The following is a 16,916-nucleotide window of genomic DNA, read 5'->3' on the forward strand; positions in this document are numbered from 1 at the left end:
TGATGCTTATTATTGTGCCACCGCTGTATCGGAAGGAAGCGGTTTGGTTTTATCTTTTTTGCCGAATAGGGAGAAGTGCACGTACCGTTTTGGATTTACGCGAAGATCTTCCAGCAGTTTATTCAGGTTGCCCAGAGAGTACTGCAGGTTATTGTACGCTTTTTTATCATTCAGCAGCATGCCTGCGGTGCCATCGGTGGTATTGAGTTTGGCGATGGTTTGGTTAAGGTTATTGGCAGTTAGCTGCAGTTGCTGCAGGGTTTTGTCAATATTGCCGTTTGCCAGGGCGCCGGTAGCTTTTTCTGCATTATCGAGGATGCCGGTAATTTTTGCATTATTATCTTTCAGGTTACCGGTTACTTCTGCCAGGTTATTGAAAGTACGTTGGATATTACCCTTGTTGGGGTCTAGCATTCCGTTGAGGGATGCGGACGTTTGTGTAAAATTATGCATGGTGGCATTGAGGTTGCGGATGGCGTTCTGTAGGTTGCCTTTTGCGGTGGTATCCAGTATCGCATTTACAGCAAGCAGTACAGAATCAATATTAGACAAGGTGCCTTGCAATTTATTTACCAGTGGGGTAAGTTGCTCTTTCAGGGCATCTGCCATACTGCCATCTACAGAGGCGTAGATGGTATCGCCATTTTGCAGGTATTCGGTAGCGTTACCAAGATCCAGTTGTACTGTTTTAGTACCCAGCAGGTCGCCGGTGATACGGGCCACAGAATTGCGTGGAATATTGATCTTTTTGGTAAGGGTAAGGGTCACCAGAATTCTGGAGGCGTCGTTATCCTTAACTTCCAGGTTTGTTACGCTACCTACTATCAATCCATTAATCTGCACAGCATTAGCGGCTTGTAAACCGTTTACCTGCTTATATACGGCATAAATGGTTCTATTATGTGAAAACAGGTTTTTTCCTTTCAATAAATTAAAGCCAAGCACAAGTAAGGTTATACCCAACGCCGTTAATATACCTACCTTGGTTTCATTAGATAATTTGAGCATGTGATTCGTATACGTTCACGCAAAAATAAACAAAAAGCGTGCACGGGAAGTGATCATGTAAAAATGTTAGGAATAAAAAGGCGTATCAGGATAGCATGCAACTGCAAAGAGGTTGATCTGCAGGGCATTACAGCAGAAGTAAAGGTAAGCGGGGGAAAAGGATATCAATGAAGTCGAAAATGCTCAGTAAGCAGATTATCAGGAGATTATAATAAAAAATGCAATTGGAACAGAGAATAGGGCGTAAGGTGCGAAGGTGGGGGTATTATATAATTAAGATATAAAAAGGCTTTGGGGTAGTGTGGTGTGGAGTTATTGCATCAGATTTATCACATTAACAGGAGGTTACAAATGCGTCTTTGAAGCCTAATTTGCGTGCTTTGCGCAGGGCACCGGAGGCTTGCTGGTCTGTTTTAAACCGCCCCCAGGTGTATCGGTTCATTTTTTTTTTGTTCATCGTAACCTGTTCCCGGTTAATATCACCATGGAGCTTCCTAAAGATGGAAGCTCCTGGTTGATAGATTTTATCTGAAATCAGTAATTGTACGCAATAGCTGTCGTTATTGTCTACCGGAGCAGCGCTTTTGGAGGCGCCACGCGGTTTGAGGACAGCGATGGCAGATGTATTTTTCGAATGATTTTTGGTAGTGGAAGGAGCTGCATTGTGGGTATTAGTAAACCTGTCGAGTTCTTCACGGTAACGTTTAATGGCCCGGTAGATGCAGTTGGCGAGTTCCTGTTGCCCAGTTTCGGAGTTCAGGTAATCTTCTTCTTCCGGGTTACTGATGAAACCCAGTTCCACCAATACACTGGGCATCGCAGTAGCAGAGAGTACCCAGATACCTTTCTCATTCCTTTGTCTGGCGCCGCGGCTGATACGTCCTACCCGGGTAAATTCGTCTTCAATGAGGGTAGAAAGACGGAGGCTTTGATCGAAATAGGCGTTTCTCAGGGTGTTGAGCAGAATGAATGTTTCCGGATCGTCACCCATGAGTTGCTTGTTTTCTTCTGAGTTATCGTCTAGTACAATTACGGAGTTCTGTTTCAGGGACTCCATTTTCGCGTTGTTTTTGCTTGTAGCCCATATATAGGTTTCGGTACCTTTTGCTGTACTGGGGGAGTAGGTATATATAGGTTCTTTTACCGCTACTTTCTTTTTTCCTTTCTTATGATAAACGGTTTTATAACCGGTTACTTTACGCACTTTAGCAGTTGAGTTACAGTGGATAGACACAAATAACTCTCCTTTATTATCGTTGGCGATCTGCGCTTTTTTACGTGGATCGTCAAAGCGGTCTGTTTTTCGTGTATACACTACCTTTACATCGGGCATATTTTCCTCAAGGAGTTTTCCCAGCTTCAGTGCAACATCCAGGGTTATTTGTTTTTCGTAAGAGTAACTGCCTTTGGCGCCGGCGTCTTCACCGCCGTGGCCGGCATCAATTACAATAGTTCTTATAGGCTTATCCTGTTGAGGGGTAACGGGATTATTTTTGGCCTTAATAAAAAAGGTACAGGTAAATAATGTTCCCAGTCCTAAAATCCAAAATCGGTTCCAGCGCATGATTCTCATTTTAATGGGTGCTATTTTTCACAAAAAATAAAAAAATAACTTTATCTGTTAAATTAATAATTGGCTTACTCCATGCGGCTTTCCACTGCCTTCACACTTATCATATTCCAAATAATACAACTCAACTTTTGTAATAAATTGTATAAAATCTTGTAGGTTTGTGCCCGCCATAACACATGAACGCTAGCTACAAAAATAATTATAAAAAGTTTTTCCGACAGACATACCTGGTTTTTGCTGGTATGTTGGTGGTCATTTCCTTTATTATAGATGCGGTGGCAGGCTCAAAGCCACAATCTATTTCTTTTTTTAACAAAAGTTTGGCAGATACCGCACCGCTAATCCGGCCTGTGAAGGATACCAGTAAGGTAAAAGTGGTTAAAGCGCCTGCGGCCGTTGCCCCTTCGAAGAACGATAGCGATATATTAGCCCAGCATGCAGATACCAGTGGTCCTGTAACTGTAGATACGCTCTTTGTGCCAAAGATATCGAAAGATACATTAGATGCGCCGGTTACCTATAAAGCCAAGGATTCCATTATTTTAATGGTGCCGGACAAGCGGTTTTATTTATATGGTACCGCCAGTACCAAGTACAAAACGGTTGACCTGTCGTCTGAAAAAATGAATTTCGACCAATCTACCGGCATCCTGGAAGCAACCAATGCTTTAGATACTGCCGGTAAAATTTTTGGTCGCCCGGTAATGAACGATGGCGGACAAAGTTTTGAATCTGATACGCTCCGCTATAATTTTACTTCCCAGAAAGCGAAGATTTATAATACCCGTTCCCAGTATGGAGAAGGTTATATTCAGAGTGAATTCACGAAAAAAGAAGCAGATAATACCATTTTTGGGTTCAAAAATGGGTATACCACCTGTAATCTGGATACCCCACACTTTGCATTCCGTGCACGTAAAATAAAGGTTATTCCTGATAAGTTGGTGATCTCAGGGCCTGCTAACCTGGAAATTATGGGGATTCCGACCCCCTTATTTATTCCTTTTGCGATTTTCCCCATTACACAAGGGCAGAGCTCCGGTATTTTACCTCCTCAATATGTGGTGAACCAGCAAAAGGGGATCGGGCTGGAAAACGGGGGATACTACCTGGGCTTGGGGGAACATTTTGACCTTACTATGAGAGGCGACGTGTACTCTTATGGCAGCTGGGGTCTTACTGCCAGTCCTACCTACCGCAAGCGGTATAAATATAGCGGAGGCCTTAACCTCAGTTTCGCCAATACGCGTTTCGGTGATCCGGCCGTAAAATCGGAGTTCAGCACTTCCAGAGACTTCCGGGTAACCTGGAACCATAGTATGGACAGTAAAGCCCGCCCGGGGGTGAATTTTGGTGCTGCTGTGAATTTCGGTACTTCTTCTTACAACAGATACAATGTGTATGATTATAATACGCGTGTAAATAATAATATCGGATCTTCCATTACCTACTCCAAAAGCTGGCAGGGCAAACCTTATAACCTGAGCGTGGGCCTCAACCATTCCCAGAACCTCAGTACCCGCGATGTATCGCTTTCTTTTCCGGACGCGACATTTACGGTAAACACGATTTATCCTTTCCAGCCGAAAGAAATAAATGGAAATCCCAAGTGGTATGAGAAAATAGGGATATCATATAACAATATCCTGCGTAACCAGGCGAATTTTAAGGATTCCCTGTTTGGTACAAGGCAAATGTTTGATGCGATGCAAACCGGTATGCAACATAATGTTCCTATTTCGTTCTCTATCCCGGTGTTTAAAACTTTTACTTTGTCGCCAGGGATCAACTACACGGAATATTGGTATGCCAAGAAATTTATCCGTAAATGGGACCCTAATAAATTCAATCCGGGTTTGGATACTTTGGGTGCCATAGATACTACTTATCAACCAGGCTTTTATACTGCCCGCGATATCAGCGCCAGTATGTCGTTGTCTACCGCTTTATATGGTATGTATGCTTTCGGTAAAAATTCCAAGGTTAAGGCTATCCGCCACGTAATGCGCCCTACGGTAAGTGTTAGTTACAGGCCGGATCTCTCCAGTCAATATTATTATAACCTGCAGTACAATAGGGAAGGAGATATAGAGCGAGTATCCCAGTTTGATGGCGCCATTATAGGGGTGCCTGCTCCCGGCGCTTTTGGTGGTATCAACTTTGGCCTGGATAATAATCTGGAGATGAAGGTGTTCTCTAAAAAAGACACCACCGCCAACCATGAAAAGAAGGTGAAGTTATTGGATGGTTTTGGTATTAATGGTAGTTACAACCTGGTAGCAGATTCCTTTAAGTTATCTACTTTCAGCTTGTATGCCCGTACTAATTTGTTCGACAAACTGAATATCTCTGCCAGTGGTAACCTGGACCCTTACCAGGTGGATGCCCGTGGCCGTCGTATTGATAAATATGTATGGCAGCAGGGTAAGGTAAGCTTGGGCAGGCTTACAAATGCCAGTGTGTCTATGAGTACTTCTTTCCAGTCGAAAGATAAGAAAGCGGAGGCCAAAGAACAGAAAATAGATTCTATTGAAAACGTACCTAATGCGGATGCTGCTTATGCGGCACAGCAGCGGCAATTGCAAATGGTGCGTAATAATCCGGGAGAGTATGTAGACTTTGATATTCCCTGGCGTTTAGATCTGTCTTATAGTTTATCTTATACCAATCTCATTATCCCTGATTCTGGTGGAGTGGTAAGGCGCATCACCCAATATGTTAGCGTTAATGGTGATTTTAGTCTTACGCCTAAATGGAAGATAGGAGTGAGCAGTGGCTTTGATTTTACCCATATGCAGATCGCTTATACGAATATGTTTATTTCGAGGGATCTCCATTGTTGGCAGATGTCTATTAACCTGATACCATTTGGTACCTTCCGGCAGTTCAGTATTACAATTAACCCGAAAGCCGGTATCCTTCGGGACTTACGTATCAACCGATCGAGGCAGTTTTACGATCTTTAGCGCAGCATTGGCTGTTTTGGATATTTCCTGCACAGGGTTTGCCCTGTGCAGGATTTTTATTTGTGGTTATTGGCAACGTAATAATCCCACATCAGCTTAAATATTTGTTCTTTGAAAGCAGGGATATCATCCCGTGTGAGCCCTGTAGTAGGTACAGGGGGAAGGAAATGGTATGCTATATGGTGTGGCCAGGCGAAGAATTTTCTTTCTGGCGGCAATATCTTCCTGGTATGAAAAAGTAAAGAAGGTATTAATGGTAATTGCGTATCAATAGCGAGGGTGAAGGCGCCGTCGTAAAATGATTTTAATGGATCTGGTGTACGGTTGCGGGTGCCTTCGGGGTATAGCAGTATATGAATGCCCATTTTGAGTGCCTGTTTCATTTCTGCTACACTTTGTTTCCTGCTGGCTTCACTGCTACGGTTTACCATGATGCCGCCTATCCTGTACATCACCCCGAACAGTGGTATTTTGCCCATTGATGCTTTAGCCAGGGTTTTATTGATACCGGGAATACCTGCTGTAGTAACGGGTACGTCCATGAGTGAGTTATGATTGCATACCACTACATAGGTTTGTCCGGGAGCAAAATATTCCAGTCCTTTTTTGCTGACAGGACATCCGATCAATGGAAAATATACTTTCATCCATACACGGCCAATGATCAGAAAGCCTTTTGATTTCTTAGGATCGGGAAAGAAAGAAAGTATCCAGATAGGAATAAATACAATCAGCATTGTGCCTGCAAATAGCAATAAAGCGTACAGGGCGAATAGTCTGCCGAAGATATTTTTAAACATCGTTGTGATTTTTATAGTCTCCAGTCTACAGGTGCAATGCCTGCCTTTGTTAGTATTTCATTGGTTTTTGAAAAATGCCTGCATCCAAAAAATCCTTTATCAGCGCTAAATGGAGAAGGGTGGGCAGCTTGCAGGATATGATGTTTAGTAGTATCAATCAGATATTGTTTATCCTGTGCAAACCGGCCCCATAATAAGAATACCACATCTTTCCGCTGGTCGGAGATTTTGCGTATAACGGCGTCGGTAAAATCTCCCCAGCCTATTTTGCTGTGTGAAGCAGGTTCTCCGGCTCTTACGGTGAGAAATGCGTTCAGCAGCAGTACGCCGTTTTCCGCCCATTTGGTAAGGTTACCGCTTTCAGGGATTTCGAGGCCCAGATCGGTTTTCATTTCTTTATAAATATTTACCAGGGATGGGGGAGGTTTTACGCCATCTGGTACAGAAAAGCTCAAACCGTGTGCCTGACCTGCGCCGTGGTAGGGGTCTTGCCCGAGGATCACTACTTTTACCTCGTTGATAGGTGTTTTATCAAAGGCGTTAAAAATCAGGTTACCAGGAGGATAGATTACTTTTCCCAGGGCTTTTTCGTGCTTAAGGAACATCACAATCTGGCCAAAATAAGGTTTATTAAATTCGTCTTTCAGCGCTTCCTTCCAGCTTGATTCAATTTGTACATCCATTGTATTCACATCAATATTTAAAGAAAAATAAATTAAATTTGATTTATTGAGATAAATTTACATAAATTTGCACTCCCAAAATGAGAGATAAATATAGGAATTTATTTCACATCACAAGGGAAATAAAGATGTAAGTCTCGGTAGCTCAGCTGGATAGAGCAACTGCCTTCTAAGCAGTAGGTCATTGGTTCGAATCCAATCCGGGACACAAAATAAAACCCGCGCTAAGTGCGGGTTTTATAATTCTCTCTTTTTTTATAGTAACAAATACAGTGATTCTTGCAGTTAACCTTTCATGAAAATTTTATTTCTTTCCTGCTTTAATTTTATTCATAATGTAGTTATGAGATAATTTCATCCTAACCGTAGGAGATAGTAAAACAGCAATATGTAATTACGCTGTTTCCCTAACTGGTATAAGAGCTGAATATTATCAGACTGTTAATTTAGTGATATGCCCTATACATTTATGCAATCAGGGATGTATTTTGTGGTATCGGCATTCACCATAGTTGCCCAATTATTGTTCATTATTAGCCCTTACCCTTTATAATTTTTTTTATAGTCTGTACCAGTACATGCCTTATTAACCTTTTGCTTTTTGTTACGAAAGTAGATGCTTGGAAAGTTCATTCCAGTCTATATTTAGTAAAGAAAAAACGTTCCGCATACAAGATGAAAATACAATCCACTGATTAAAAATTTGATCGTAACCCGTTAGGTGGAATCTTTCCATGACCAGCTAGAATATGACATTGATATGCAATCGCAAACTGCATCGCAGTGATCCGAGATGTCCGGTTGTACAGTGTAAATTGTATAACCTGCAAGGACATTCACCGGCTTTTATTAACCCTTGTAGTAGCAGATGTATGCTGTTACTGCGATACTTTTTAATACTGTATTATGTTAAAAGTTTATTTCTCTATTACATGTTGTTTTTTATGTGGCTTGTTACTACAGGCTCAGACAAGATCTATCGGCCAGTTTAATCAGCATCTAACGCCTTCGCCTATGGTTGCCGCATTGGGAACTTATGGAGGTGTGGATGTTCAGAAAAATACCGGCGGAATCAGCAAAAGTATCTCTTTGTTAGAAATTAGGCAGCGTGATTTGATATACAGTCCTTCAATTAATTATAATTCTACTGGTATCAAGGTGGATGATTGGGGCAGCAGGGTAGGGATAGGATGGAAGGAAAACCTGATGCCAATTATTACGAGAGTGGTAAAAGGTATTCCTGATGAAAGAGCCTTATCAAGAACTGCTGATGAGACAAATGTTTTTGGAGAGCGCAATGGAGGTGATTATTCAGCTGCTACGTTGGCTAAAGCCCAGGCGCTTGCTACCCATAATACCAGTATCGACGGACAGTATGATATATTTAGTTATAACCTGTTAGGATCCTCCGGTCAGTTTATTATCAGAGAGAATAAGGCTGTTATCCTCAATCAAAAGAATAATGTAAAAATTGACATCTTATCTGTTTCTCCTACATATACTTTTACTATTACCACTCCTGATGGAGTTAAGTATGATTTCAGCAAAGAGATAGAAACGACAAAATTTAGCAGCGAGAATAGCTGTGATGTTGATAATCCCAATATGTACTCTCAGGTAGCTACAGCATGGTTTGTTTGCAGCATGATTTCTCCTGCCGGTAGTACTATTTCGTTTGCCTATCAGTCTGCATCATTCTCTTATATCTATGATTTTACTGAATTCTATATTTTTACTTCGTACAATAATAAAACGTTACCATGTTCCCGACAGGATGAGGAGGGTGACATGTATAATGGTTATAATAACAATAGAGCTACCTGTGTAAGGCATAAAGTGACCAGTACAAAATTACTGAGTATGGTGACTGGTGATAACTTTACAATGGTTTTTGATTACCTGGGGCGTAATGATATAGTAAATGAAGGTTTATTGAACGGTATTACACTTTCTAATGGTTCGAAAATTATCAAGCATATAGGGTTGGAATATGAAAAAGCAAGTGCTACTGCTCCATTTGAACCCGTATTGCAGCAAAATCTGGATCAATCAGATCTAGTGACAGAGCAAACGTCACTGAATACACGTTATTTTTTAAAGGCTTTACATGTAAAGAATGCAGAAGAAGATCTGGCGTATAAATTCAATTATAATTCGCCTACTGTATTGCCACACCGCTTTTCCTTCTCAAAGGATTATCTGGGTTGTTATAATGGTAAGTCGAATGTAAGTACAGTACCTCAGGTGGCTATAGACGGACTGGATGGCCTGGGTATCAACTATCCTTATGCAGACAGGTCTACATCTATAGTAGGCGGTGCTGGTTTACTCAATAGAATTGAATATCCTACTGGCGGTAGCGATACCATTTTATATGAACAGAACCGGTTCAAAACAATAGTATCCCATGATGATATCAGGTCTATATCAGATTGGTACAGCACCGATGAGGATGTGAACTATAACGGTAATTTTTTTACAATGGGGGTGGATGTGGAAAGTAAAGTAACACTGGTATTTGAATGTTTCCTGGATAATGGCGCCGCTTCACCTACCGATCCGGATGGAGCAGAAGCATATGCACAAGTACAGCTGATTGGTCCTAATGGCCCTATGGATTTTCCCAGGATGGGTGATCAGATTGATTTGAGATTGGGGGCAACCAGGAGTACTACCTTTTATGTAAATGGGGTGCCCGCTCCTGATGGTTATCTTACATTTTATCCTAACGAAGAGTATAACCTTCTCATTAACCTGCAGGGAAAACATACGGCCTTAAGAGCCACCATGTATTATTCTAATGGGATGGTACAGGAGCTAGTGGATTCAATATTTGTGGGATACCGCGTTAAAAAGGTAATCACCCGCTCTAATAATAATGACTTGGTGAGATTATATGATTATAATCATTTTAAGGTAGATAAGGGCCAGCTGACTATTTATCCTGATTCCAGTTCTTTGGTTGTTGCTACTCCAGGTAAATATCGTGCTACGGGGATGGATATCTGTTATGATTATATTAATTTGCCGACCTCTCCTGCTGGTCCCATACATATCATCAGCAATATTTACGCTTATGAAACATACCGGCTTTTACCCAATAGTAATACGGATATAAATGTTTATAAAGGATTACCGTATGCCTATTCACAAATAACTGAATTCTTGGATAGTGCTTCCACTTCATTTACTGCCAGTAATTATGAAGTAAATGCTAATGGCTTTGCTGCATGGTGGTGTGAGAGATATCCTACTGCAACAGCAGTTAATCCAGAGATGGAAGATTTCGCCTGGAACAACGGCCTGGAACGAGAGAGGTATATAGGAACCAAATCTGCAGGTATTTATAATGTGTTGAAAGAGCATCGATGGAGACATTCTGTTGTACAATCTCCCTACCACAATTACTCAGTATGTTTAATAGCGATGCCGGCAAAGGATCGGGGGGATCAGATTGGCAACTATATGATTAATTATTATGAGAACTATAGTAGTTGGGAGAAGCTGGATACTGCTATTAACATTGATTATAGCCAGGCAGGGAATCTAATTACCACAACTTTCTATAAGTATAATAGTGATGATAAGAATATGGAGGAAGAGTCAACTTATGACAGTAAGGGTTACGTGCTGACCAGCAGATATTTCCATCCGCGAAAAATGGTATCTGAAGGTCTTGATTTTACAGGGGTGTACCAGAATATGGTGAATGCTAATTATATCTCTCCTTCGATTGAAATATTTAATATCCGTAGTGGTACACAGTTTAGTCGGGAGCGTGTACAATACGCCTCCTTTAATCAGGGTATGTTCTTGCCGGAATCTATCTCTACCCAAGCTGGCATTAACACCCCATTAGTATTAAGGGCTTCCAACAATCAATATGATACCAAGGGCAATATACTGGAACAGCAATTGGCAAATGAAGTTAAAACTGTTTATCTGTGGGGATATAAAGGCCAATATCCAGTTGCACGGATTGTTGGCAGTGATTATAGTACTGTGCTGGCGCATGTGGACACGGCGCTTTTGAATAATGGGACAGCAGCACAGATAGTAGCACAGCTCACATCTATGCGTTCGTACTTTTCTACCAATCCGCTGGTACAAATATCTACCTATACCTATCAGCCTTTGGTGGGAATGATCACAGAAACCGATCCCAATGGAAAGGCATTCTTTTATGAATATGATGAATCCAACAGGTTGAAATGTATCAGGGATGAATATAATTATATTCTCAAGCGTTTTTGCTATAACTATGCCGGCCAGCCAGAAGGGTGTCCTGCAAACTGATGCAAGGTTGGGTTTACGATGACTAAATATTCAAATGATTTATACCTCTGAAATAATTAATATGTTTAATTCCCCCTACTTATACAGATGTCTGCTGATTGTTCTAGCAATGGGCATTAACTTTGCCCGGGCGCAAAATGTTCCAGCAGGGGCGGGACCTGTAGTAGCAGCTCCCGTAGCACTGCCTGCTACCTATACAAACACCTCTCTTAATTATATCCGGACGTGGGAACCGGATATGCCTACTTCGAATCCCAGTGTTGTGACTGCTGCCGGCCGTACCGTAAAGGAGGTAAAGCAAACTACACAATACTTTGATGGATTGGGCCGTCTATTACAAACGATAGCCAAAGGGCTTAGCGGTACTGCAGATATAAATGCTACCGGCGGCAAAGATCTGGTGGCCCCCGTGATATATGACCAGTTTGGTATGGAACAGTTTAAATATCTTCCATATGTGCAGCAGACTAGAGATACGAGTGACGGGAAATTTAAAAATGATCCTTTTAGTGAGCAGAAGGCTTTTTACCAAAACGCTACTTTAATGCCCGGCGCTTCAGGGGAAAATATATTTTATAACCGGATTGATTATGAAGTCTCCCCTTTGAACCGTGTTCTCCGCATGTATACAACTGGTAACAGCTGGGCTAAAAATGATCCGGTTACGACAGAACGTGGCGGCAACCGCCCTGTGCAATATCAGTACTTGGTAAATTCTATTGCAGATTCGGTGCGGGTTTGGGAATCTATCTCCGTTATTCCCACCAGTAGCCGCATATATGCTGCCGGTGAGCTATATAAGAATGTAACTATCGATGAAACCGGAAATCAGGTAGTGGAATATAAAGACAGAGAGCAGCATGTAGTTCTGAGGAAAATACAGCTGGAAGCCTCCCCCGGTACTGGGCATATGGGCTGGTTGTGCACGTATTACGTGTATGATAATCTGGGCAGCTTGCGTTTTGTAATTACGCCAAAGGCGGTGGCAGCCATTACTAATAATTGGATAGTTACCCCTGACATTGCGGCAGAACTTTGTTTCATTTACCGGTATGATGATCATAACCGGATGATTATTAAAAAGATCCCGGGGGCAGACTCCACAGAGATAGTCTATGATGTCCGCGACCGGATGGTATTTAGCCGTGATGGCAATATGAAGGAAGCCAATCAATGGTTGGCGACTTTTTATGATGGCTTAAATCGACCCACCATGACGGCACTGTATAATGCGGTTACGACCAGGGAGGTGTTACAGACAAGTATGAACAGTGCTGTTTCCAATACAGCGTCTATTTTTTATACTTTTAAAGGTGTGGCAGATCTGGTGCTCGGTACCTACGAGGGGAACACCCTTTATCAGGCATCTAATAGCATTATCTTCCAGGATAGTTTTGACTCGGAGACAGGACAGTTCACGGCGGAAATTAACCCTGGCATTACCAGCAGCACAGATACTGTTATTGCCACCAATCCTTTGCCGGGTATACCAGTTAGTGCTCTGTTACCATTGACCTATACCTATTATGATAATTATAATTATTCTGGTAAGCTAAACTACGAAACCGGTGATATAGCTAAACCTCGGGCAGGCACTAACCCTTATGCAGAGGCATTGCCGGCCTCTGCAAGTACTAGGACAAGAGGATTGGTAACGGGTATGAGGGTCAGGATATTGGGAACAGAACAGTGGCTGGTTGCCAGTACTTATTATGATGATAAGGGAAGGGTGATTCAGACTGTAGCAGACAACCACACTGGTGGCAAGGATGTAACCACCTCCCTGTATAATTTTCGAGGGAAATTACTCAGTAGTTATCTTCGCCATAAGGATCCCCGTAGTGGCGTTACCCCTCAAACCACAGTGCTTACAACTATGCAATATGATCATGCAGGCAGGGTGATTGCCATCGGGAAGCAGTTGAATGATAATACAAGTCTTGAGAGAACGATAGCAGAGAATAGTTATGATGAACTGGGGCAACTGAAACATAAACGGTTGAATGTAACTGGTGCCACTACGCAGTTGGATTCCCTAAGCTACGAATATAATCTCCGGGGTTGGCTAAGGGGGATTAATAAGGCCTTTGTAAATGGGAATGCCACTATGGCTACCACTAATTGGTTCGGGCAGGAGCTGAGTTACGACTATGGTTTTGCCACCAGTCAATTCAACGGCAATATTGCAGGTGCTAAATGGAAAAGCCGGTCGGACGAGATTACCCGTGCTTATGGCTATAGTTATGATAAGACCAGTAGGTTAACGAAGGCAGATTTTACCCAGCAGGACACCCCCGATGCTGCCTGGACAAACAATACAAAGGATTTTTCCGTTAGCGGACTTACTTATGATGCAAATGGGAATATCAGTACCATGACGCAGAAAGGGGGAATAGGCGCTGCCCTTTCTACAACGATAGATCAGCTTACTTACAGTTACGCTGTCAATAGCAACAAATTAATGACGGTAGCAGATCCGGCGGTTACTGCCGACGCCAAATTGGGGGATTTCATCGACGGTACCAATACTGACGACGACTATGCCTATGATGGTAATGGTAACCTGACAAAAGATCAAAATAAACATATCACCTCCATCAGCTATAATCACCTGAATCAGCCGGAGGTCATTATCATCCAGGGTAAAGGGAATATTGAATACCAATACGATGCAGCAGGGAATAAGTTGAAGAAAACAGTAACAGATCTTACTGTAACTCCGGCCAGGATCACTATTACAGATTATATAGGCGGTTTTGTTTATCAGAATGATACCCTCCAGCTTGTGAGTCATGAAGAAGGGCGTATCCGTACAGTGTTTAGAACAGGACAGCCGGTGGACTATGTATATGACTATTTTGAGAAGGACCACCTCGGTAATATACGAGTGGTATTAACAGAGCAATCAGACTTTTCGATGTATGCGGCTACCATGGAAACAGCTAATGCAGCTAAGGAGGATGCTTTATTCAGTAACGTGGATGATACGCGTGCTGCCAGACCGGCTGGATATCCTATAGCTGAAAACATGGGTAAAAATGAATCGGTAGCCAAACTGACTGCACTAAACGGGGGGAAGAAAATTGGCCCCTCCTTGGTATTGCGTGTAATGGCAGGAGATACGATACAGATAGGCGCCAAAGCGTTTTATAAGTCCATAGATTATAAGGATAAAAATGAGGGGGCTGCATCGGTGGAAAATATGTTGGCAGACCTGGTACATGCATTTTCAGGCAATGCTTCCCCTGATGCTTCCCATGGCATGGCTCCAGCAAGCCAGGCAATGCCTTTCAATAGCAATTTTTATAACAATGATTACCAGCGGTTGAAAGAGAAGGAATTGGATCAACAACAGCCAGGTAGGCCGAAAGCTTATCTTAATTTTGTATTGTTCGACGATCAGTTTATTTTAGTAGATGAGAATAGCGGAGTAAAGCAGGTGAAAGCAGTACCTGACCAGCTGCAGCACCTGACACAGGAGAAGATGGCAATTGCAAAGAGTGGTTTCCTGTACGTTTACACCAGTAATGAGAGTGAGCAGGATGTGTTCTTTGATGATATAATTGTAACACAGACAACTGGTCCCTTGCTAGAGGAGACACATTATTATCCGTTTGGACTCACCATGACGGGGATAAGTTCCAATGCGCTCAAAGGCTCGAATTATGCGGAGAATAGGTTGAAATATAATGGGAAAGAGTTGCAGAGTAAGGAGTTCGGTGATGGGAGTGGGTTGGAATGGTATGATTATGGGAAAAGAATGTACGATCAGCAGATAGGGAGATGGCATGTGATAGATTCTATGAGTGAACGTTACTATGAATCCTCCCCATATGTATATGTTTTAAACAATCCAATCCGGAGAATTGATATTAAAGGATATACAGATTGGGATGCAATATTAAAAGGAGTGGCGACTACCGTCGGTGGAGTAGTTGGCACAGTAGTAGGAGGCGCAGCAATCATATCACCTACTTTTGGTGTAGGCCAGGTAGGCGGGGCCGCGCTGGTTTCAACAAGCATTCCTGCAACAGGATTGGGAATAGGTATGGTAATAGCAGGGATAAAAGATAACAATTCTGCAGGTAATATACCCGGGGGGGTGTTCGAAGCCTCTGGTATGGCTGTTGATGCTGCAATGGGAAATAACCAGCCAGTAGCACGTAATGTTGGTTCTGTTACCGATCTGGGTGTTTCAGTAGCTTTAGGAGGTGTGCCAACAAACGCGAGAGATGCGGTAGTAACAACCACGCAGGCTGTTTATACAGCTAACGATATATATAATATGGCAACCGGGTCGAATACATCCGTTAGTACAAAAGTTGGCAATACAGTAAAAAGTGTTATTCCTCAGAACGGAACAGGATCTGGAGCAGCACCCAATGTAAATACCGGTAGTAATACCGGTAGAACGGATCAAAACAGTGCTGGTGCTAAGAAACCTGAAACACCTAACTTCCTTGATCCCACTTTCAAAGGATTTTTACGATAAGTGAAATGGTGGTTAGCGTGATGAAGGTGGATTACTAAAATTATCATAATACTATTAGAAAAGTGATTGTTTACGTAATTAAGAAAAGAAAAAAATTGATTAACTGGATTACATTAAACCAGGTTCTGGTGCTTTCCTTTTTCTTGCATGCGATACTGATCTTCGTATTTGGAGGCTGGTTCCTGAAGAATGTTTTAGTCAGTGAATCCGGTGTTTTAGCATTATTGTGCTTAAGGATGGGCGATAAAAAAGAAAGGTATGTCTATAAGATCATTTTTGACAATGATAAAAAACAATGTTTTGTTCATTTTTATCAGTTCCTTATTTTCAAATTTGTTAAACAGGTCTATTACAGCGATATGTCGGTGATGTATGCCCGAATAAGATATGGCAGAGGAGTTTCACCCTTAACGTTAAGAATAAAGGAGCATAAAAAGATGCTTGCAGAGATCAGGGAAAAGCGTAATCTGGGATGGACATCAGAAGAGATGTTAGCTATATATAAAATGTTTGAGAAGATAAAAAATGATAACGATGGTGATTCAATTTAAAGCAGTTTTTTTAACCAGAATGATGACAAGATTGTTTGTGGTATCAGGGATACTTGTTTGCTTATTTTTTTTGCTATCTGACCTTCATATGAGTTATAAATACTTCCTAAGTATGGTAGCGATTTTTGGGGGGATGCTGTACATGTTCTATCTTAACAGGAATGAGTTAAGCCTTATGAAAACAGAGGGAACGGAAGTGAAATTCAGTTTTGTGAATAATAGTTTTTTTAGACGAAAGGACATTACTCTGCCCAAGAAGGAAATCCGATGTGTACAGGAAGCGAAAGTGATAAAATTATTAATAGGAGAAAAGTTGTTTGCGATAATAAGACAGGAATCGATGGAGGCCGAAGAATGGAGGCAGCTTCAATCCTTTTATTCCTGTCAGTAAATAATATGATGACTGGTAAACATTGAAATAATTTTATTGCAATACGTTTTTAATTTTTCTATTAGCGATGAAAGAATCGAGGAACTCATATACGAGTTCCTTGTCTTTAGGTGAAAGTTTGTTTATATCTTGAATGCGGTTAAGTGTGGCTGTATC

At 41.8% G+C, this 16,916-nt stretch carries 8 protein-coding genes and 1 tRNA gene; 5 read left to right on the top strand and 4 right to left on the bottom strand.

All coding sequences use genetic code 11. The annotated features are described in order from the left end of the window. Positions 1–9: 9 nt before the first annotated feature. Complete coding sequence (locus ACDQ55_RS10230) at positions 10–1,008, bottom strand: MlaD family protein (protein ID WP_420981285.1); 999 nt, start codon at positions 1,006–1,008, stop codon at positions 10–12. 334 nt (positions 1,009–1,342) lie between these two features. Next, positions 1,343–2,572 carry an N-acetylmuramoyl-L-alanine amidase family protein gene (locus tag ACDQ55_RS10235; protein WP_420981286.1) on the bottom strand — a complete coding sequence of 410 codons (1,230 nt, stop codon included), beginning with the start codon at positions 2,570–2,572 and terminating at the stop codon, positions 1,343–1,345. A gap of 185 nt (positions 2,573–2,757) precedes the next feature. Here ACDQ55_RS10235 and ACDQ55_RS10240 point away from each other — a divergent pair, with 185 nt between their 5' ends. Continuing rightward, on the top strand, positions 2,758–5,547 hold the full coding sequence (locus ACDQ55_RS10240) for a putative LPS assembly protein LptD (protein WP_420981287.1): 2,790 nt from the start codon (positions 2,758–2,760) through the stop codon (positions 5,545–5,547). 56 nt (positions 5,548–5,603) lie between these two features. Here the strand turns inward: ACDQ55_RS10240 and ACDQ55_RS10245 are convergent, their stop codons facing one another. Next, positions 5,604–6,347 carry a lysophospholipid acyltransferase family protein gene (locus ACDQ55_RS10245; RefSeq protein ID WP_420981288.1) on the bottom strand — a complete coding sequence of 248 codons (744 nt, stop codon included), beginning with the start codon at positions 6,345–6,347 and terminating at the stop codon, positions 5,604–5,606. Between the two features lie 11 nt (positions 6,348–6,358). Continuing rightward, positions 6,359–7,030 (bottom strand): uracil-DNA glycosylase, encoded by a 672-nt coding sequence (gene ung, locus ACDQ55_RS10250; RefSeq protein WP_420981289.1) that lies wholly within the window; start codon positions 7,028–7,030, stop codon positions 6,359–6,361. Between the two features lie 134 nt (positions 7,031–7,164). On the opposite strand from ung, the gene ACDQ55_RS10255 reads away from it, so the two are divergent. The 4 genes from ACDQ55_RS10255 to ACDQ55_RS10270 all read left to right on the top strand — a co-directional run bounded on the left by ACDQ55_RS10255 (position 7,165) and on the right by ACDQ55_RS10270 (position 16,369). Continuing rightward, a tRNA-Arg gene (locus ACDQ55_RS10255) sits at positions 7,165–7,238 on the top strand. Positions 7,239–7,936: 698 nt separating this feature from the next. Beyond that, entirely contained in the window at positions 7,937–11,326 is a 3,390-nt protein-coding gene (locus tag ACDQ55_RS10260; protein WP_420981290.1) for a hypothetical protein, read from the top strand. A gap of 109 nt (positions 11,327–11,435) precedes the next feature. Then, entirely contained in the window at positions 11,436–15,818 is a 4,383-nt protein-coding gene (locus ACDQ55_RS10265; RefSeq protein ID WP_420981291.1) for a DUF6443 domain-containing protein, read from the top strand. 62 nt (positions 15,819–15,880) lie between these two features. Continuing rightward, positions 15,881–16,369 (top strand): hypothetical protein, encoded by a 489-nt coding sequence (locus ACDQ55_RS10270; protein ID WP_420981292.1) that lies wholly within the window; start codon positions 15,881–15,883, stop codon positions 16,367–16,369. Positions 16,370–16,916: the final 547 nt, after the last annotated feature.

The organism is Chitinophaga sp. 30R24, from assembly GCF_049056765.1.
Taxonomy (GTDB): domain Bacteria; phylum Bacteroidota; class Bacteroidia; order Chitinophagales; family Chitinophagaceae; genus Chitinophaga.